The sequence below is a fragment of the Streptomyces sp. NPDC050264 genome (assembly GCF_040655895.1).
Lineage (GTDB): Bacteria > Actinomycetota > Actinomycetes > Streptomycetales > Streptomycetaceae > Streptomyces.
On the sequence record NZ_JBFAKV010000011.1, the window covers coordinates 36,245 to 53,746 of the forward strand.

Here is a 17,502-nt window from a genome sequence, read left to right on the forward strand (position 1 = left end):
CCGCGGTCGCCACGGTTGTTACTCGGGGGCGCCCACCGGCTTTCCGTCGGGCGCGGCCGCGTACCAAGTGCCGCCCACGCCCTGCCCGTTGGTGTCGCCGGCCTTTTTGTCGCCGGAGAACGTATAGACCGGCCAGCAGTTCAGGGTCTGCTGCTTCGTGCCGTCGGGCCGGCCGAAGGTCATGTATCCCTTCAGCGGAATGTTCTTGGTGTCGTTCTTGGCGACCGGGGCGACCGCGGGCCACTTCTGCGCGCAGGCGCCGACACAGTTCGACTTGATGGGCCAGGCCGAATCCTTCAGGAAGCGATAGACGGTCATGCCCTTCTTGTCGACGACGATCTCGCCGAGCTTCGGGTCCTTGCGCGTGGACAGCCCCTTGAGGTCGGCGGGCTCGGCAGCGGCGGCCGGGCTCGCCTTCTTGCCGTCGGGGGCCGCCGCGTACCACGTGCCGCCCACGCCCTGCCCCTTGGCGTCACCGGGGCTCGCGTCCATGGCGTAGCGGTACATCGGCCAGCCGTCGATGGTCAGTTGCTTGGTGCCGTCGGCCGCGGCCACCTCGCCGATCAAGGACGCGTCGACGCCGGGCGCGGCCTTGGCGCCGTTCGCCGGGACCGCGGGCCAGGTCTTCAGGCAGGCCGCGTCACAGTTCGCCTTGGGCGGCTGCGCCGTGTCCTTGTCGAAGCGGTACAACGTGAACCCGGCGCTGTCCGTGACGACCTTGCCGAGCTTCTTGCTGTCCCACACGGCCAGTTGTCCCGCGGCCTTGGCCTTGGGCGCGGCCTCCGACTCGTCCTGCCCGGACGAGCCGTAGCCGTCGGATCCGTAACCGCCCTGCGCAGGGTCGGCATTGCCTACGTTCTGGCCGTTCGCGGACGTGCCGGCGTCCTGACCGCACGCCGTCGTCAGCGCCAGCAGGGCCGCAGCTGTCGCTACGATCGAGGCGCTCCGCCAGGAGGTCTTCATCGTCAACTCCCGCAAGTTACTGGGGTGTTGTGAGACCCGACTGGGCCCGCACATGGCCCTAGGTACGGGCGGGAACGGCGGGTGCGTTCAACGCGTTCGAAAATTTATTGCCCCGGGTACCCGCCCGGACGAGTTACACGGCGGGTCGCAAACCCCGAGTGCTCCCGATACCCACCTTCGGGTTATTCCGGTCCGACAACGGCGTGCCGCCGTGTTCCGCCACTCATGATCTCCGTCGTGCACCGAACCATGCGGGCCAGGTCCGCCCTGGTCACCCGAGTCCTCGCGGCGGTGGCCGCCGCGTGGCTGTGCGGCGCGCCCATGGCGGCCGCGGCGCCCCTCGCCCCGTTCGACAGCTGCGCGTACGCCTCGGTCGACGGCGGCGCGACCGGCGGCGCCGTGGCGGTCTCCGGCTCCGGCGTCAGCTGCAGCGCGGGGCCGAGCACGCCCCCGCCGAAGAAGCCCGACCCCGCACCGCCACCACCGAAACCCGCGCCACCCCCGCCACCCCCGCCACCCCCACCTCCTCCGCCGCCACCGCCACCGCCCGCACCCTCACCTCCTCCGCCCCCTCCGCCAGCCCCGGCCCCGGCTCCGGACCCGACCCCGACTCCGACCCCGACGCACTCCGAACCGCCGAAGCCCCCGAAGCCCCCGAAGCTCTCCCCCAAGCCGGTGCACTTTCCCGTCTACCGTCCCGCGGTGCACAGGGCTCCGCCGCGCGGTGGACCGTCCCTGGTCACGCTCACCCTGCTCATCACCGCGCCCGCGGTACTCGCGGTCGCCGCACTGCGCCCCCGCTGAACCTGTGTGGAGGTTCCGATGTCGGAATGGCTTGTTCTCGCCCTCGCAATGGTCGCCGTCTGTGCGGTCGTGCTCATCGTCCAGGTCCTGCAGCAACGGAGAATCGGCGACGACGACGACCCGTCCGAGACACCGGACGTCATCGAGTACATGACGATGATGATCGGGGTGGTCTACGCGATCGTCCTCGGTCTGGCCATCGCGGGCGCCTGGGAGGCCCGCAGCGCCGCCCAGGACCACGTACGCAACGAGGCCCAGGCGCTGCACGAGGTCCACGAGCGCGTCCGCGTCTATCCCGCCGGGGACCGGGACAGGATCCGGGCGGATGTCGACGCCTATGTCAGCCATGTCGTGACCACGGAGTGGCACGCGATGCGAACCAAGGGCGAACTGACGGACAAGGGCACGCGCCTGCTCGACAAGGTCCGCCACGACGTCACCGATTTCGAGCCGAAAAACGATTTCCAGGCCCAGGCCTACCAGCCGCTGCTGGACCAGGTGACGGCGGCGGACGACGCGCGCAACGCCCGCGCGGACTCCACCGGCGCCACGATGCCGGGCGTCGTCTGGTTCGGCCTGATCGTCGGCGGCCTGGTCACCATCGGCATGATCTTCGCGCTGCAGATCCGGCGCACACGACGCGAACTGATCCTGGCCGGCCTCTTCTCCTCCCTGATCGCCTTCCTGCTCTTCCTCATCTGGGACTTCGACGCCCCCTACAGCCGCGGCGTCGCGGCCACCGCCGAACCGTTCCTGATGCTCTTCCCCGGAGCCCACTGAAGCGATCGGGCCGCGCTATCCCCTGACCGGCTCAAGCGCGTGCCCCGTTCGCCCGACAGGGATCGCGCCCATACGGGGCATTACCTAGCGTTTCGGGCAGCGAGGTGCTTGTCCCAAGCGAGCGGAACCGGTCCGCAGCTGCGCCTCGTGGACCCGGAGGAACCCTCATGCACGCGATACGCGCCGCTTCCGCCGCCGTGCTCTCCCTCACCGCACTCGCTCTCACCGCACCGTCGGCCGCGGCGGAGGACTCCGAATCGTTCCAGGTGAGCGTCGAGCCCACGACGATCGCCGCGGGCGGGCAGGTGCGGCTGAACGCGAGCGGCTGCGCGAAGAAGACCACGGTGTCCTCCGGGATCTTCGACACCGTCACCCTCGGCAAAGGCAGCGCTTCACAGAGCGTCGCCGTCGACTGGGACGCCAAGCAGGGCGCCCTCTACTCCGTGACGTTCACCTGCAAGGGCAAGAGCGGCTCCACCCGCAGCGTCGACCTGACGATCGCGGGCGGCAGACCCGTACATCCGGACGTGCCCCATCCCCCGCCCGCCGACCACGGTGTCAAGGCCGGCATCGGCGGCAGCATCGCCGGCTTCGACCTCAAGGAGATCGGGTTCGGCGCGGCCCTGATCACGGGCGCGCTCGGTACCGCGTACTACCTCGTGCGGCGCCGTACGGCCGACGACAACAGCTGACGTACCGGCGACACCCGACGGACCTTCGAACGGGCCGGTGCCTCGAAGACCATGCGAGCTGTCTTCGGTGCACCGGCCCGTTCACGTGCGCGGGTCCCGCGAAGGGGGGTCGGGACCCGCGTGTCCGCCCCGCCGTTACGCCCTGCTCTCCGAGCGGCGCCGCAGCCAGAAGACGCCGCCGCCGATCAGCGCGGAGGCCACGAGCGCCCCGCCGATCGCCATGTCGGTGGGGGTCGCGCCGGTCTGGCTCGCGCCACCGAGACCGCCGCGCACCCCGCCGTGGATGACGGTGAAGGCGGCCGGCCTGGTCAGCGTCGCCCCGTCGCAGTTCACGGAGACGTCGTGCGCGCCGGGCCGGGCGTCCTCGTGGACGGTGGCGTCCGCGCTCGCCGTGGTGCCACCGCCGGGGACCGGGGTGAAGCCGGCCGAGCCGAAGGCGTCCGACGTCGCCGTGCCGCCCGACGCGCACTTGCTCCCGTCGACCGTGATGGTGAGCATGCCGCCGCGCGGGACGACGTCCGGCACGGCCGTGATGTTGGACGGGTCCGCCAGGGCCGACGCGGCAGGGGCCGCGAAGCCGACGGCGGCGACCGCGACGGCGGACACCGCCAGGGCACGGGTGGTACGCATGGAACTCCTCCGCGAAAGGCGTCCCCGGGGAACGGCCCCGGGATCTTCGGCGAGAACGCCTCCCAGACGAACCCTCAGATGCCGTGCGCACAGCCGCATTTCGGAAACCGCCGTCCTGGTGAGCCGACACACCGGGGGAATTCCGTACGAGCCGATGTTGCCGCAGGTCACGGAGTGTCAGAAATATCCTGGGGCCGGCGACTCGGATGGCGCACCGGCCCTCTGGACGGCCCCCGGACGATCCCGCGTGCCGCCACCCGTTCGCCCTCGCCCCGTCGCTGGCCGCCCCCGCCCGACTTAGCGTCTTCGTACGCGCAACGGTCGCGGTCCCGCCGCCGCGGCCAGAGGGGATGAGCGAATGTCCGACGCAAGGCTCGCAGACGAGGAGCAGCCGAGAAAGCGTGCGCCGTGGGGTGTGCTGGCGCTGGTGCTGCTGACCGGTCTCGCGTTGATCCGCAATGGCTCGGGGGAATTCGACATCGGCCCGCCGCAACCCGCCTCGGCCGCCGCGGCGGACGGCCGCATGCCCGCCCGGGCCACGACAAAGGCGCCGGAGCCGCTGCCGTTCTCGCCGGCGGAGCGGGTGCGGGTGCCGGCGATCCAGGTGGACGCACCGGTCACGCAGGTCGGCCTGGACGCGGAGGGCTGGGTGGACGCGCCACCGCCCGAGAACCCGAATCTGGCGGGCTGGTTCACGGGGGCGGTCTCGCCCGGCGAGAAGGGCACGGCCGTCGTCGTCGGACACGTCGACAACCTGCAGGGGCCGGCGGTCTTCTACGGCCTGGGCTCCCTGAAGAAGGGCAATCACGTCGAGATCCTGCGCAAGGACGGCAGGACGGCCGTCTTCCAGGTCTACGGGATCCAGGTCTTCGAGAAGTCGAGCTTCCCCGGCCAGAAGGTCTACAGCTCCACCGGCGCACCGGAGTTGCGGGTCATCACCTGCGGCGGCGGCTTCTCCAGGGGGAACGGCTACACGGGGAACGTGGTGGTCTTCGCCCGCCTGGTGTCCGTGCGCTGAGCGCGCGGCCGGGCGGGCAGGAGTCCGTGCGGGGTGCTGTCAGAGGCCGCGGCGGCGCGGGACGGTGATGCGGTAGCCGTCGTCGAGCAGCCGGGGCAGGTAGGTGCGCAGGGCCGCGACGCTCTGCGCACGGTTGCCGCCGGCGTCGTGGTTGAGGACGATCACACCGGGCGCCGCGCCGCCCAGCACCCGGGAGACGACGGCGCGGGTGCCGGGGGTGGTCCAGTCGAGGGAGTCGACGGTCCAGGCGAAGGGTTCCATGCCGAGGTCCGCGCCGAGCCGGAACACGGCGCGGTTCCACGCTCCGTAGGGGGCCCGGAACCAGGCGGGCGGTTCCCCGGTCGCGTCGTGGACGACCTCGCAGGTGCGCTCGATCTCGGGGCGCATCCTGGACCGGGTCATCCGGTTCAGCTGCGGGTGGCTCCAGGTGTGGTTGCCGATGAGGTGGCCGTCGTCGGCCATCTCGCGCAGCAGGTCCTTGTTGTCGACGGCCATCTCCCCGCAGACGAAGAACATCGCGCGTACGTCGTGCTTGCGCAGGGTGCGCAGGATGTGCGGGGTGTAGCGGGGGTCGGGCCCGTCGTCGAAGGTGAGCACCATGGCACGCTCGCCGTGCTCGAAGTCCATCCGCAGGATCGGTTTGTGACGGGCCTTCAGCTTGTCGGGGGCGGCGCGCTGCGGCGCGTGTCCGGCGATCGGCCGGAGCCGGTACGCGGAGGGTCCGAGCGCGCGGGCGGCGGGCGGCCCCGCGGCGGGCGCGGCACTCGCGCCCGCGCTCGACGGGGCGCTTCGCGGGGTACTCGCGCGACCGGTGGCGGCGCAGCCGGTGAGGGCGGCCAACCCCACGGCGGTGAAGCCCCGCAGCACTGTCCTGCGTCCCGAAACGTACTGATCCTTTTTCATGCTTTATGCGTCACACGGCGTCGGCGCCGCCGCGCGCACGACCACCGGAAGGGACGCGCGAAAGCACCCGTTCAGCGGCGCCCCTGCCCTCACCTGGGGGTTTCCGCTAACCTCTGCCCGTGAACGATCAGCAGCCACACCAGTTCGAACGCGGCACCGACGGCCCCAAGGTGATCGTGGTGGGGGTCGACGGCTCCGACTCGTCGTTCCGCGCGGCGGCGTACGCCGGGGGCCTGGCCAGACGGCAGCACGCGCTGCTCGCCGTCGTCTACGTGCAGCCCGTGATGGCGGCCGGTGCCGCGCTCGGCGTCCCCGTGGCGGAGACGACCGACGAGATCGCCGAGGGCCTCATCGCGGAGATCCGGGAGGCCACGGAGCGGGTGAAGGACATATACGACGTGCGCTGGGAGTTCCACACCTTCCGCGGCGACCCGTTCAACGGCCTTGTCACCGCCGCCGACGACCTCAAGGCCGACGCCGTCGTGGTCGGCGCCTCCGAGCAGGCCGGGCACCGCATCGTCGGCTCCGTCGCCGTCCGTCTGGTGAAGGCGGGGCGCTGGCCGGTCACGGTCGTGCCGTAGCCGTCCCGCCGGGCGCGGCGTCTTCCGTCGCCGCCGCCACGGGTGCATCATGATCGGCCGTCAGCCGTCACGTCTGCGAAGAGGTGAGCTCATGGCCGTTCCCCGACGCCCACGCGCGGGACAGGGCGTACTGCGCCGCAAACCCATCGAACAGATCGACGACACCGAGAGCGGGGCGGGCGGCGGGCCGCAGCTCACCCGCTCGCTGGGTCTCTGGCAGCTCACCGCGATCGGCGTCGGCGGCATCATCGGCGCGGGCATCTTCACGCTCGCGGGGACGGTCGCCAACGGTACGGCCGGTCCCGCGGTCCTGATCTCCTTCCTCATCGCGGGCATCGCGAGCGCGGCGGCCGCCCTCTCCTACGCCGAGTTCGCCGGGCTCATCCCGAAGGCCGGGTCGGCGTACACGTACGGCTACGCGGTCCTCGGTGAACTCGCCGGCTGGTTCATCGGCTGGGACCTGCTCCTGGAGTACACGGCGATCGTCGCGGTCGTGGCGATCGGCATCTCGGGGTACTTCAGTTTCCTGCTCGGCGAGATGGGCCTGGACCTGCCGAAGTGGATGCTGGGGGCACCGGGCACCGGCAGCGGCCACAAGGTCGACCTGTTCGCCGCCGTGCTGTGCCTGCTCATCGCGTACCTGCTGACCCTCGGCATCAAGAACGCGGCCCGATTCGAGACGATCGTCGTCGTCCTCAAGGTACTTGTGGTGCTGCTCGTCATCGGTGTGGGCTTCTTCCACATCAACACGGGCCATTACACGCCGTTCTTCCCGTTCGGGGTGAGCGGCGCGTTCACGGGCGCGGCGACCGTCTTCTTCGCGGTGTTCGGCTACGACGCCATGTCGACGGCGGCCGAGGAGTCGAAGGACGCGCAGCGCCACATGCCGAAGGCGATCCTCTACTCGCTGGGCATCTCCATGGTGCTGTACGTGCTCGCGTGCCTGGTCCTGACCGGTATGCAGGACTACAAGGACATCGACCCCGAGAGCGGGTTCTCGACCGCGTTCAAGGCGGCCGGTCTGAGCGGGCTCGCCGATGTGATCGCGGTGGGTGCCATCATCGGCATCATGACCGTCATGTTCACGTTCATGCTGGGCGTCACGCGTGTGTGGTTCTCCATGTCACGTGACGGTCTGCTGCCGAAGTGGTTCGCGAAGACCCACCCGACGCGGCACGTGCCGACCCGTGTGACGTGGATCGTGGGGGCCGCGTCGGCCGCCATCGCCGGCTTCCTGCCGATCGGCGAGGCGGCCGAACTGACCAATATCGGGATCCTGTTGGCGTTCGTCGTGGTGTGTGTCGCGGTGATCGTGCTGCGGTACCGGCAGCCGGAGCTGCCGCGCACGTTCCGCACGCCGGGGATGCCCTTCGTGCCCGCGCTGGGTGTCGTCTTCTCGATCTGGCTGATCACGTTCCTGCAGTGGCAGACGTGGGTGCGGTTCGCCGTGTGGTTCGTGATCGGGCTCGGCGTCTACTTCGGGTACTCGTACAGGAAGTCCGAGCTGGCGCGCACGACCAGGCCCTAACCGATGAGGGTCGTCTTCGGGCGGACCACGCAGAACTCGTTGCCCTCCGGGTCGGCCAGCACGGTCCACGACTCGTCGCCGCTCTGTCCGACGTCCGCCCGGCGGGCGCCGAGTGCGAGGATCCGCTCGATCTCGCCCTCCCGGTCCGCCGCGGCGGACGTCAGATCGAGGTGCAGGCGGTTCTTGACGGCCTTGCGGTCGGTCACCGGCATGAAACAGATGCCGACCGGCGCGGTCTCGTCCGGTCCGATCACGACCTCCCGCTCCCGCTCGGAGAGGATCCGCCAGTCCAGCACCTCGGCCCAGAACCGGGCCAGGGCGGGGAGGTCGTGGGCGTCGATCACGATGTGGTGCAGCGAAAGAGGCATGGCGGCCAGTGTGCCCGGGAAGCGGCTAACTCCCCATGGCCAGGCCGTCCTTGGCGGCGCCACGGCTGAGGACGACCTGGCGGATCCGGTCCCGGATGCCGTGCAGGTCGGCGCCCCGGTCGATGGCGCGGTTCAGGTTCACCACGCGGTCGGAGCCGAGGTCGAACCACGCGGGGACGAACTCGGCCTTCTTCACCTGCCAGCGTTGGCCCGCGCGCGCGGGCGGGGCGAACGTGAAGCGGCCGATCGTGCCCATGTTGCCGCGGGCGTCCTGGGCGCCGTCGTAGTTGAACATCTCGCCGGCGATCTGATCGCCCATGCCGTAGATGATCCAGGTGCCGTTGACCTTCTCGTACGCCTGCGGGACGTGCGCGTGGGTGCCGAGGATCAGGTCGATGTCGGGGCGGCCGTGCGTGCGGGAGGCGGTGAGCTCCTTGCCGAGGCCGAGCTGCTGGGCGTTCGGCTCGTCCTGCCACTCGGTGCCCCAGTGCAGCGAGACGACGACCACGTCGGCGCCGGCCTTCCGGGCGGCGCGGGCGTCGGCGACGATGCGCTGACGCTCCATCAGGTTCACGGCCCAGGGGCGGCCCTCGGGCAGCGGGTAGCCGTTCGTGTCGTAGGTGTAGGCGAGTTGGGCGACCTTGGCGCCGTTCGCGCGGAGCCAGGCAGGGCCGCGTCCCTCGGCGGCGGTGCGCCCCGAGCCCGCGTGCTTCACCCCGGCGCGGTCGAGGGCGCCCAGAGTGCGGGCGATGCCCGCGGCGCCGTCGTCGAGGGAGTGGTTCGAGGCCGTGGAGCAGGAGTCGTAACCGGTGGCCTTCAGCCCCGCGGCGATCTGCGGCGGGGACTTGAACGCCGGGTAGCCGCTGTAGTCGCCCTGCGCGCCGTACACCGTCTCCATGTGGCAGATCGCCAGATCCGCCGCGGCGACGACCGGTCCGGCGCCGGCGAGCATCGGACGGAAGTCGTAGCCGTTGCCGCCCGCGTCCGCGTGGGCCCTGTTGATGATCGAGGTGTGCGGCAGGACGTCGCCGGACGCGACGAGGGTGAAGCCGCGGGCCGCGGGAGGACCGGGACGGCCGCCGGTCGTCCCGGTCACGGACGGGGAACCCGGCGAGCGGGCGGGTTCGTCGGCGGGGGCGGAACACCCGGCGCCGAGGCCGATCGTGGCGGCCACGAGAGCCACCGCCGCTGTCCGGCGCCACATCCGGCGCGTATTACCTTTTGAGATGACTTTCACCTTACGTATGAAGGTGTGAGCGCAAGGGGTGGTCAAGGACCCATGCCGGTCCGGCCCCTGAATGGGCGTCGGCCCGTTGCTCCACTCGGCCCGCTCACCGCACCGCTCGTCGAGAGCATCGACCGCCTGCCGCAGAGCGGCGCGCGTCCCCTGGGCGGGCGCGACGGCCTGCGTTGCCATACGCGCATGACGACGGCTCTGACGAGACCCACGACACCGGAGGAGGACCTCGCCCAGGTCCAGCGGGAGCACGGCGGGCCGCTGTTCTCGTACCTGCTGCGCCTGTGCGACGGGGACCGGCAGCGTGCGGAGGACCTGGTCCAGGAGACGTATGTACGGGCCTGGCAGCATCCGGAAGCGCTCGACTCCCCCTACGAGTCGTTGCGCCCCTGGCTGTTCACGGTCGGCCGGCGCCTCGCCATCGACGCCCGGCGCGCGCGGCTCGCCCGGCCCGCCGAAGTGGGCGACGCGGTGCTGGAGAACGCGCGGGTGTGCGCCGACCACGCCGAGCGGTCCACGGCCGCGCTCGACGTGCGCGAAGCGGTGGCGACGCTCAGCCCGGAACACCGGGCCGTGCTCCTCGAGGTCTACTTCAAGGGCGCGAGTGTTGCGGAAGCCGCAGGAGCACTCGGCATTCCCGCGGGTACGGTGAAGTCCCGTGCGTACTACGCGTTGCGGGCGTTACGGAGGGTACTTCCGGGCTACGCGCCTGACCTGCGATGAAACTGTGGGTCAGGTCAAGCATCGGCAAAGCGCCTTGCTCAGCGTGGTGGTTTCTCGGTTGAGTAACACGCTGTCCTCCCCGGCGAGTTGGGCGGGTGGGGGTCCGGGGGCCGCGAAGCGCACGGACCGGAGGAAGGCAGGAAAGGATGTTGCACGAGAGCCAGGGCGGTGCCTCGGGCGCCGAGGGCGGTGAACTCGTCGTTCCCATGGCGTGGTTGTACGCCGAGTACATCGCGGACGAGCTGCTGCGTACCGGGGATCTGATGCCCCCCACCTCTTTCGAGTTCCGGGCCGGGCGCGACGCGCTCGCCCTGACCATTTTCCTCTCCGACGTGGACGACGAGCTGTCCGGCATCCGGGTGGTGTCGCAACTGGACATGTGGTCGTCGCTGACGGCGTACGACCAGCCGTGGCAGGCATGGGTCCGGGCGCGCTTCACGGAGCGGGAGGAGCGGTCGCGCGTCGAGGGGCGCCGCCCGCCCGACCTGGAGCTCGCCGTCGTCGCGTGGAGGTGGCTGGAGGAGACCGAGTTACTCGCGCCGGATCTGGACGCCGTGCCGGTTCCGGACGAGGAGAACGGACCGCAGGTGTGGACCCCGGCGTGGCAACTGGGCCTCCCCCTGGGTCATTTGGCCATTCATCTGTTCTGAGAGCGGCACGTCGGGGCGGCCCGCCCCGGGCGCCGTTCAGGGCGCGTACACGCCCGCCCGGTACTTGGGGATACGGATGGTGATCTTCATTCCCGCACCGATCCCCGTCTCGATCACCAGGCCATAAGCGTCGCCGAAGACCTGCCGCAGGCGTTCGTCGACGTTCGAGAGGCCGATACCGTGCGAGGCGCCGCCCTCGCCGCGCAGGATCGCCCGGAGTTCCTCCGGGTCCATGCCCACCCCGTCGTCCTCGATGACCACCTCGGCCTCGGCGCCCGCGTCCGTCGCCCGGATCGTGACGCGGCTGCGGGTCACCGCGCCCTCCAGTCCGTGCTTGACCGCGTTCTCGACGAGGGGCTGCAGGCACAGGAACGGGAGCGTCACCGGAAGGACCTCCGGGGCGATCTGCAGGGTGACGGAGAGGCGGTCGCCGAAGCGGGCGCGGACCAGGGCCAAGTACTGGTCGATGGAGTGGAGTTCGTCGGCGAGGGTGGTGAACTCACCGTGCCGCCGGAACGAGTAGCGGGTGAAATCGGCGAATTCCAGCAGGAGTTCGCGGGCCCGTTCGGGGTCCGTGCGGACGAACGAGGCGATCGCCGCGAGGGAGTTGAAGATGAAGTGGGGCGATATCTGCGCCCGCAGCGCCTTGATCTCGGCCTCGATGAGGCGCGTGCGGGAGCGGTCGAGTTCGGCGAGTTCGAGCTGGACCGAGACCCAGCGGGCCACCTCGTCGGTGGCCCGCGCCAGGACCGCGGACTCGCGGGGCGCGTAGGCGACCACCGCGCCCAGGACGCGGCCGTCGGCGACCACCGGGGCCGCCACCGCCCAGCGCAGCGGGCAGTCCCCGTCCGGGGAGGCGGCCGCGCAGCCGCAGTCGAACGCGGCGGAGCGGCCGCCGGCCAGGACGGGGACGAGCCGGTCCATGACGTACTCGGCGTGCTGCTGCTCGGACGTGCCGTCCCAGGCGAGGACCGACGAGCGGTTGGTCAGGGCCAGGGCGTCCGTGCCGAGCAGGGTGCGCAGACGGCGGGCGGACTTGCGGGCCGTGTCCTCGGTGAGGCCCGCACGCAGGGCCGGGGCGGCGAGCGAGGCGGTGTGCAGGGTCTCGAAGGTGGCGCGTTCCACCGGTGTGCCCACGTCGCTGCGGCCCGCCGGGTGGGCCGTACGGCGGCCGACGAGGAAGCCGGCCGCGAGGAGGACGGGGCAGAGGGCGAGGAGGGTCGCCGTGACGGTGCCGCTCATTCGTGGTCGCCTCTGCCCGCGGGGCGGGCCGGCTCCCGGCGGGGGCCCGGCCACAGGGCTTCCGGTAGGTGGAGGCGGGTCATCGTGGCCGTCGTGTGGGCGGGGATCGCGTCCGGGGTCGCCAGGGAGACCAGGATCATGGCCAGGAAGCCGACCGGGACCGACCAGACCGCCGGCCAGGCGAGCAGCGTGTGCAGCCAGCCGTCGGTGGCCACCCCGGCCACCGTCGCCGTGACCGCGACGAACGCGGAGCCGCCGCCGAGGAGGAGCCCGGCCAGGGCGCCGGGCGGGGTGAGGCGGCGCCACCAGATGCCCAGGATGAGGAGCGGGCAGAAGGAGGACGCCGAGACCGCGAAGGCCATGCCGACCGCGTCCGCCACCGGGACGCCGTCCACCAGGAGCGCGCCGGCCAGGGGCACCGCCATCGCGAGGGCGACGCCGAGCCGGAAGTGGCGTACGCCGCGGGCCGCGAGGACGTCCTGGCTGACCACCCCGGCCACCGCCATGGTCAGTCCGGACGCCGTCGACAGGAACGCCGCGAACGCGCCGCCCGCCACCAGGGCGCCGAGGAGATCGCCCGCCACCCCGTGCACGACGAGACCGGGCAGCAGCAGGACCGTGGCGTCGGCGTCGTGGGTGGCGGCGAGCCCGGGGGCGTACAGGCGCCCCAGCCAGCCGTAGAGCGGCGGCAGGAGGTAGAACGCGCCGATCAGGGCCAGGACCACCACCGTCGTGCGGCGGGCCGTGCGGCCGTTCGGGCTCGTGTAGAAGCGGACGACGACGTGCGGCAGGCCCATCGTGCCGAGGAACGTCGCGACGATCAGACCGTACGTGGCGTAGAGCGGGTGGTCGGCGCGGCTGGTGGCCAGCGGCCGGCCCGCGCCGGCGCCCACGGAGGGCAGGTCGCCCGGCGGCACGTCGCCCGGCGGGCCGCCGCTCCCCCGCCACGCCATCAGCAGGAAGAACGCGGGGACCAGGAGGGCCGTCAGCTTCAGCCAGTACTGGAAGGCCTGCACGAAGGTGATGGAGCGCATGCCGCCCGCCGCCACCGCGAGCAGCACCACCGCGGCGACCAGCGCCCCGCCGAACCAGCGCGGCGCCCCGGTGAGGATCTGCAACGTCAGGCCCGCGCCCTGGAGTTGGGGCACCAGGTACAGCCAGCCCGCACCGACGACGAACAGGCTGACCACGCGGCGGACCTGACGGGACTCCAGGCGGCCCTCGGCGAAGTCGGGCAGTGTGTACGCGCCCGAGCGGCGCAGTGGGGCCGCGACGAAGACCAGCAGGACGAGGTAGCCCGCGGTGTAGCCCACCGGGTACCAGAGCATGTCGGGGCCGTGGACGAGGACCAGCCCCGCGATGCCGAGGAAGGACGCGGCCGACAGGTACTCGCCGCTGATCGCCGCCGCGTTGAGCCGGGGCCCGACCGTGCGCGAAGCGACGTAGAAGTCGGAGGTCGTACGGGAGATGCGCAGGCCGAACCCGCCGATGAGGACGGTGGCGAGGACGACGACGGCCACCGCGGGGATCGCGTACGCCTCGTTCACGGTGCTCCGCTGTCGCGGCCGCGGACCAGGTCGGCGAAGTCGCGTTCGTTGCGCTCGGCGCGCCGCACGTACCACCACGCGACGAGGACGAGGAACGGGTAGCAGCCGACGCCGAGGACGAGCCATTCGACGGCTGTGTTGCGCAGGGCGCCGAAGAACAGCGGCAGGACGGCGACGGGCAGCGCGAGGACCGCGAACGCGGCCGCCGCGGCGCGGAGTTGGCTGCGCATGAGCGAGCGGACGTAGGCGGCGCCGAGCGGCGTCTGTTCGTCGATCTCGCCCTGGGTGCGCAGGCCGGGCAGACCGGGCGCGCCGTGCACGGTGCGCGGCTCGCCGGTCACCACCTGCCGCCGTGGTTCGGACACGGGCGGAGTGTAGGCAGGCGCGAGCCGTCAGAGGAAGGGGGACCGGTCAGCCGCCGGCCCGGCGCATCAGCAGCTCCCGTACGCGGCTGGCGTGCCGGCGGCTCACCGCGATCTCGGCGGCGCCGACGCGGACGGTCATCCCGCCGCCGTCGAGCCGGAGTTCGTCGATGCGGTGCAGGGAGACCAGGTGGCTGCGGTGGACGCGGACGAAGCCGAGCGGCTGCCAGCGTTCCTCCAGGGTGGTCAGCGGGATGCGGACCAGGTGGCCGGCGCCGTCCGCCGTGTGCAGCCTGGCGTAGTCGCCCTGCGCCTCCGCGTACGTGATGTCGGAGACGGCCACGAGCCGGGTCACACCGCCGAGTTCGACGGGTATGCGGTCGGCGACGGTGGCCGGCGGCGGGGCGCTGGCCGCACGTTCGGCGACGCGGCGGACGGCCTCGGCGAGCCGTTCGCGGCGGACCGGCTTGAGCAGGTAGTCGACGGCCTTGAGGTCGAAGGCCTGCACGGCGAAGTCCTCGTGGGCGGTGACGAAGACGACCAGCGGCGGGCGCGCGAAGCCGCCGAGCAGGCGGGCCACGTCGAGCCCGGTCAGGCCCGCCATCTGGATGTCGAGGAAGAGCACGTCGATCGCGCTGTCACCGTTGGGGCCGCCGGGGCCGTCCTCCAGGGCGCGGCCGATGCGGCGCAGGGCGTCGGTGGCGTCGGTCGCGCCCTCCGCGCTGCGGACGCGGGGGTCCGCGCGCAGGAGGTAGAGGAGTTCGGCGAGGGCGGGTTCCTCGTCGTCGACGGCCAGTACGCGCAGCATGCGGCGGAGTGTAATCGGCTGGTCGCTTGAGTGAATCGGGCGCCGGGTGCGTACCGGTGGGCGAGAGCGGGAGGAACGCATGAGGTCCCTGGAACGGCATCGCGACGCCGGCGCCTACGCGCTGGGTGTCCTGGACGCGGCGGAGCGGTCGCGCTTCGAGGACCATCTCCTGGTGTGCGCGGCGTGTGCGGCGCGATTGAGCGAACTCGTCCCCGCGGCGGGCGCGTTGGGGGTGTACGCGCGAGTGACGCCGCGGTGCGTCGAACTGTTCGCGCGGCCCGCGCCGACTCTGGTGGAGCGTGCCGTCGACCGGCTGGCGGCGCTGCACCGCGCGGCCCGGCTGCGGCGGTGGGGCACGGCCGTCGCGGCGGTGCTGCTGCTCGGCGCGGCCGGGCAGGGCGCCGTGCTGTCCGCAGCGGGCGGGGGCGGCGGCCACCCGGCGGCGCTCACGCTGCGCGGCCGTGATCCGGTGACCGGGGTGGCCGCGACGCTCTCCGCGGCCGAACGCGGGTGGGGTACGCAAGTGGGCCTCGACGTCCGCGATGCGGGCGGGCCCCGGGTGTGCGAGCTGGTCGCGGTGGGCCGGGACGGCAGTGAGCAGACGGTGGCGAGCTGGGCGGTGCGCGGCGACCGGGCCGAGGTGCAGGGCGGGGCCGCCGACCGGCCCGGCGAGATCCGGCGGTTCGAGGTACGGGCGGCAGGCGGCGAACGGCTGCTGGCCCTGCCTGTGTCGAGCGGCGCTCGGTGACCCGGGCCCTGTGGCGTGGCGGCTATTTCAGCAGCCGTGACATCCGCCGGTCCGCGAGCGGCTTGCCGCCCGTCTGGCACGTCGGGCAGTACTGCAGCGAGCTGTCGCTGAAGCTGACCTCGCGGATCGTGTCGCCGCACACCGGGCAGGCCTCACCGGTCCGCCCGTGGACGCGCAGGCCGCTCTTCTTCTCCGCCTTCAGCCGCCCGGCGGCGACCCCGCGCGAGCGCTCCACGGCGTCCGTGAGTGTGGCGCGCAGCGCCTCGTGGAGCGTGTGGATGTCGTCGGGTGTCAGCGTCGCCGCCAACTTGAACGGGGACATCCGGGCGACGTGCAGGATCTCGTCGCTGTAGGCGTTGCCGATACCCGCGATCAGCGACTGGTCGCGCAGTGCTCCCTTGATCCGGCGCCGCTCCCCGTCGAGGAGCTTCGCGAACGCCGCCTCGTCGAAGCCGTCGGCGAGCGGGTCGGGGCCGAGGCGGGCGACGCCCGGTACGTCCTGGGGGTCCTGGACCACGTACACGGCCAGCTTCTTCGTCGTGCCGGCCTCCGTGAGGTCGAAGCCCGCGCCGGTCTCCAGCGCGACCCGCAGCGCGAGCGGTCCCTTGCCGGGCTTCGGCGGGCCGTCGGGAAGCCGGTCCTTCCAGTGCAGCCAGCCCGCGCGGGCCAGGTGGGTGACGAGATGCGGGCCGCCGCCCGTGTCGTCCCCGCCGATGTCGCCCGTGCCGATGTCGAGGAACTTGCCGTGCCGCGCCACGGACGTCACCGTGCGGCCCTCCAGGGCGGTGAGCGGCGGGTCGTAGGTCTTCAGGACACTGATCGCGACCGGCAGGACGCGGACGATGTCGTGCCCCACCAGGTGCTCGGTGAGGAAGTCCTTCAGCGCTTCGACCTCGGGCAGTTCCGGCATACGTCCAGGGTGCCATCGAAGCGGCCGTGACACAGATCGGCGGGCCCGGGTGCAGCCGGGCCCGCCGATCCGTCCGGGAACAGGGCTAGTGGCGCGGCCCGTTCTTGCCGTCACCGGGCATGCGCTTCCGGTCGGCCTCGGGGGTGTCGAACTCGATCTTCTCCTTGCGGACCGTGTCGGTCACCTCGTCGGTCTCGGTGACCTTCTCGGTCTCCAGACGGACCCGCTCCACCGGGACGGTCTCCTTGCGGACCACCGCCCTCTCCGCGTGGAGCGTCACTTCGGCCTCCGCCTCGCCGATGTTGGCGCGCGTGGTCCTGTCGCCCTCACGGATCGGCTCGCGCACCACGCGGACCTCCTCGTGCGAGAGCGGGACGGAGGTCGTGACGTTCTCCGTCTCGACGACCTTGCGCAGGTGGGCCTGGCCGACCTCCTGCTCCTCGGTCCCGACGCGCAGGCGCTCCTCGGAGCGGATCATCTCGTCGGCCTTGCCGTCGGTTCCGGCACCGGAACGCATGGCGGGCTCGCGCGACCCGGCAGCGGCGGCGTGCCGCCCGTGCTGGGCGTCGCCGCCCATGCCCATGCCCGCAGCGGCGGCCGTACCGGTGGCGGCGGTGCCACGCGTACCGGCCGTGCCCTCGCGCCCGGCGTTGCCACCGGGAGCCGCGGACGGCCCGGTCATGCCGTAGTGCGCGTAGAGCTCCTGCTTCTCGGCCTGGTCGAGGTGCTGGTCGGCATCGACGCGGGGCGCGTCCTTGACCGCCTCCTTGGTGTACGCCACCTTCAGCGTGTCGTCCTCGCGGCTGGCGCCGGCCAGCGGCACGAAGCTCTCCTTCATGCCGAAGAGGCCTGTCTTCACCGTCACCCAGTCGGCACGACCCGTCGTGTCGTCGAGGTAGACCCGCTCAACGCTGCCGATCTTCTCTCCGGTGCGGTCATACGCCGTGAGTCCCACGAGGGCATCGGGGGTGTTGAAGGTTTCGCCCTGCGTCATGCGTGATCACTCCC

At 72.0% G+C, this 17,502-nt stretch carries 20 protein-coding genes; 9 read left to right on the plus strand and 11 right to left on the minus strand.

Annotation, left to right across the window (positions count from 1 at the left end):
• Positions 1 to 18 precede the first annotated feature (18 nt).
• The gene (locus tag AB0J02_RS21025) at positions 19 to 963 is read right to left on the minus strand and encodes an SCO0930 family lipoprotein (protein WP_363195239.1); all 945 of its coding nucleotides are present in this window, start codon (positions 961 to 963) and stop codon (positions 19 to 21) included.
• Positions 964 to 1,200: 237 nt separating this feature from the next.
• Between AB0J02_RS21025 and AB0J02_RS21030 the strand changes: the two genes are divergently transcribed.
• From AB0J02_RS21030 to AB0J02_RS21040, 3 genes are all read left to right on the plus strand, one after another.
• Positions 1,201 to 1,767 carry a hypothetical protein gene (locus tag AB0J02_RS21030; protein WP_363195240.1) on the plus strand — a complete coding sequence of 189 codons (567 nt, stop codon included), beginning with the start codon at positions 1,201 to 1,203 and terminating at the stop codon, positions 1,765 to 1,767.
• Positions 1,768 to 1,785: 18 nt separating this feature from the next.
• Positions 1,786 to 2,547, plus strand: coding sequence for a hypothetical protein (locus AB0J02_RS21035; protein WP_363195241.1), 762 nt, complete (start codon positions 1,786 to 1,788; stop codon positions 2,545 to 2,547).
• A gap of 167 nt (positions 2,548 to 2,714) precedes the next feature.
• Positions 2,715 to 3,239, plus strand: coding sequence for a hypothetical protein (locus tag AB0J02_RS21040; RefSeq protein ID WP_363195242.1), 525 nt, complete (start codon positions 2,715 to 2,717; stop codon positions 3,237 to 3,239).
• Positions 3,240 to 3,374: 135 nt separating this feature from the next.
• On the opposite strand, the gene AB0J02_RS21045 is transcribed toward AB0J02_RS21040, so the two are convergent.
• A complete protein-coding gene (locus AB0J02_RS21045; protein ID WP_363195243.1) occupies positions 3,375 to 3,869 on the minus strand; it encodes a hypothetical protein in 495 nt (164 codons plus the stop codon).
• Between the two features lie 358 nt (positions 3,870 to 4,227).
• Here AB0J02_RS21045 and AB0J02_RS21050 point away from each other — a divergent pair, with 358 nt between their 5' ends.
• On the plus strand, positions 4,228 to 4,887 hold the full coding sequence (locus AB0J02_RS21050) for a class F sortase (protein WP_363195244.1): 660 nt from the start codon (positions 4,228 to 4,230) through the stop codon (positions 4,885 to 4,887).
• Positions 4,888 to 4,926: 39 nt separating this feature from the next.
• Here AB0J02_RS21050 and AB0J02_RS21055 read toward each other — a convergent pair whose 3' ends face one another.
• On the minus strand, positions 4,927 to 5,790 hold the full coding sequence (locus AB0J02_RS21055; RefSeq protein WP_363195245.1) for a polysaccharide deacetylase family protein: 864 nt from the start codon (positions 5,788 to 5,790) through the stop codon (positions 4,927 to 4,929).
• A gap of 119 nt (positions 5,791 to 5,909) precedes the next feature.
• Between AB0J02_RS21055 and AB0J02_RS21060 the strand changes: the two genes are divergently transcribed.
• Entirely contained in the window at positions 5,910 to 6,371 is a 462-nt protein-coding gene (locus tag AB0J02_RS21060; RefSeq protein WP_363195246.1) for a universal stress protein, read from the plus strand.
• A 91-nt stretch (positions 6,372 to 6,462) separates the two neighbouring features.
• The gene (locus AB0J02_RS21065) at positions 6,463 to 7,899 is read left to right on the plus strand and encodes an amino acid permease (RefSeq protein WP_363195247.1); all 1,437 of its coding nucleotides are present in this window, start codon (positions 6,463 to 6,465) and stop codon (positions 7,897 to 7,899) included.
• Here AB0J02_RS21065 and AB0J02_RS21070 read toward each other — a convergent pair.
• Both AB0J02_RS21070 and AB0J02_RS21075 read right to left on the minus strand, forming a co-directional pair.
• A complete protein-coding gene (locus tag AB0J02_RS21070) occupies positions 7,896 to 8,267 on the minus strand; it encodes a VOC family protein (protein WP_363195248.1) in 372 nt (123 codons plus the stop codon). The two genes, AB0J02_RS21065 and AB0J02_RS21070, sit on opposite strands and share 4 nt — an antisense overlap.
• Positions 8,268 to 8,292: 25 nt before the next feature.
• Positions 8,293 to 9,471 (minus strand): CapA family protein, encoded by a 1,179-nt coding sequence (locus AB0J02_RS21075; protein WP_363195249.1) that lies wholly within the window; start codon positions 9,469 to 9,471, stop codon positions 8,293 to 8,295.
• Positions 9,472 to 9,690: 219 nt separating this feature from the next.
• On the opposite strand from AB0J02_RS21075, the gene AB0J02_RS21080 reads away from it, so the two are divergent.
• On the plus strand, positions 9,691 to 10,227 hold the full coding sequence (locus AB0J02_RS21080) for a sigma-70 family RNA polymerase sigma factor (protein ID WP_363195250.1): 537 nt from the start codon (positions 9,691 to 9,693) through the stop codon (positions 10,225 to 10,227).
• Positions 10,228 to 10,373: 146 nt separating this feature from the next.
• Positions 10,374 to 10,877, plus strand: coding sequence for a hypothetical protein (locus tag AB0J02_RS21085; protein ID WP_363195251.1), 504 nt, complete (start codon positions 10,374 to 10,376; stop codon positions 10,875 to 10,877).
• Positions 10,878 to 10,913: 36 nt separating this feature from the next.
• Here AB0J02_RS21085 and AB0J02_RS21090 read toward each other — a convergent pair whose 3' ends face one another.
• The 4 genes from AB0J02_RS21090 to AB0J02_RS21105 are packed head-to-tail and all read right to left on the minus strand — an operon-like array spanning position 10,914 to position 14,836.
• Complete coding sequence (locus AB0J02_RS21090) at positions 10,914 to 12,119, minus strand: histidine kinase (RefSeq protein WP_363195252.1); 1,206 nt, start codon at positions 12,117 to 12,119, stop codon at positions 10,914 to 10,916.
• Positions 12,116 to 13,666, minus strand: coding sequence for a cation acetate symporter (locus tag AB0J02_RS21095; protein ID WP_363195253.1), 1,551 nt, complete (start codon positions 13,664 to 13,666; stop codon positions 12,116 to 12,118). The genes AB0J02_RS21090 and AB0J02_RS21095 overlap by 4 nt, the downstream gene beginning before the upstream one ends.
• Complete coding sequence (locus tag AB0J02_RS21100; protein WP_363195254.1) at positions 13,663 to 14,031, minus strand: hypothetical protein; 369 nt, start codon at positions 14,029 to 14,031, stop codon at positions 13,663 to 13,665. The genes AB0J02_RS21095 and AB0J02_RS21100 overlap by 4 nt, the downstream gene beginning before the upstream one ends.
• Before the next feature lie 46 nt (positions 14,032 to 14,077).
• Positions 14,078 to 14,836 (minus strand): LytTR family DNA-binding domain-containing protein, encoded by a 759-nt coding sequence (locus AB0J02_RS21105; RefSeq protein WP_363195255.1) that lies wholly within the window; start codon positions 14,834 to 14,836, stop codon positions 14,078 to 14,080.
• Between the two features lie 79 nt (positions 14,837 to 14,915).
• On the opposite strand from AB0J02_RS21105, the gene AB0J02_RS21110 reads away from it, so the two are divergent.
• Entirely contained in the window at positions 14,916 to 15,584 is a 669-nt protein-coding gene (locus tag AB0J02_RS21110; RefSeq protein WP_363195256.1) for a zf-HC2 domain-containing protein, read from the plus strand.
• A 22-nt stretch (positions 15,585 to 15,606) separates the two neighbouring features.
• On the opposite strand, the gene AB0J02_RS21115 is transcribed toward AB0J02_RS21110, so the two are convergent.
• Entirely contained in the window at positions 15,607 to 16,494 is an 888-nt protein-coding gene (locus AB0J02_RS21115; RefSeq protein WP_363195257.1) for a DNA-formamidopyrimidine glycosylase family protein, read from the minus strand.
• An 85-nt stretch (positions 16,495 to 16,579) separates the two neighbouring features.
• On the minus strand, positions 16,580 to 17,488 hold the full coding sequence (locus AB0J02_RS21120; protein WP_363195258.1) for a PRC and DUF2382 domain-containing protein: 909 nt from the start codon (positions 17,486 to 17,488) through the stop codon (positions 16,580 to 16,582).
• Positions 17,489 to 17,502: the final 14 nt, after the last annotated feature.

Bases quoted from the DNA above. Each gene is read 5' to 3' on its own strand.
- AB0J02_RS21025 (WP_363195239.1), bottom strand. From the start codon at position 963: ATGAAGACCTCCTGGCGGAGCGCCTCGATCGTAGCGACAGCTGCGGCC.
- AB0J02_RS21035 (WP_363195241.1), top strand. From the start codon at position 1,786: ATGTCGGAATGGCTTGTTCTCGCCCTCGCAATGGTCGCCGTCTGTGCG.
- AB0J02_RS21040 (WP_363195242.1), top strand. From the start codon at position 2,715: ATGCACGCGATACGCGCCGCTTCCGCCGCCGTGCTCTCCCTCACCGCA.
- AB0J02_RS21045 (WP_363195243.1), bottom strand. From the start codon at position 3,869: ATGCGTACCACCCGTGCCCTGGCGGTGTCCGCCGTCGCGGTCGCCGCC.
- AB0J02_RS21050 (WP_363195244.1), top strand. From the start codon at position 4,228: ATGTCCGACGCAAGGCTCGCAGACGAGGAGCAGCCGAGAAAGCGTGCG.
- AB0J02_RS21055 (WP_363195245.1), bottom strand. From the start codon at position 5,790: ATGAAAAAGGATCAGTACGTTTCGGGACGCAGGACAGTGCTGCGGGGC.
- AB0J02_RS21065 (WP_363195247.1), top strand. From the start codon at position 6,463: ATGGCCGTTCCCCGACGCCCACGCGCGGGACAGGGCGTACTGCGCCGC.
- AB0J02_RS21070 (WP_363195248.1), bottom strand. From the start codon at position 8,267: ATGCCTCTTTCGCTGCACCACATCGTGATCGACGCCCACGACCTCCCC.
- AB0J02_RS21075 (WP_363195249.1), bottom strand. From the start codon at position 9,471: ATGTGGCGCCGGACAGCGGCGGTGGCTCTCGTGGCCGCCACGATCGGC.
- AB0J02_RS21080 (WP_363195250.1), top strand. From the start codon at position 9,691: ATGACGACGGCTCTGACGAGACCCACGACACCGGAGGAGGACCTCGCC.
- AB0J02_RS21085 (WP_363195251.1), top strand. From the start codon at position 10,374: ATGTTGCACGAGAGCCAGGGCGGTGCCTCGGGCGCCGAGGGCGGTGAA.
- AB0J02_RS21090 (WP_363195252.1), bottom strand. From the start codon at position 12,119: ATGAGCGGCACCGTCACGGCGACCCTCCTCGCCCTCTGCCCCGTCCTC.
- AB0J02_RS21105 (WP_363195255.1), bottom strand. From the start codon at position 14,836: ATGCTGCGCGTACTGGCCGTCGACGACGAGGAACCCGCCCTCGCCGAA.
- AB0J02_RS21110 (WP_363195256.1), top strand. From the start codon at position 14,916: ATGAGGTCCCTGGAACGGCATCGCGACGCCGGCGCCTACGCGCTGGGT.
- AB0J02_RS21115 (WP_363195257.1), bottom strand. From the start codon at position 16,494: ATGCCGGAACTGCCCGAGGTCGAAGCGCTGAAGGACTTCCTCACCGAG.
- AB0J02_RS21120 (WP_363195258.1), bottom strand. From the start codon at position 17,488: ATGACGCAGGGCGAAACCTTCAACACCCCCGATGCCCTCGTGGGACTC.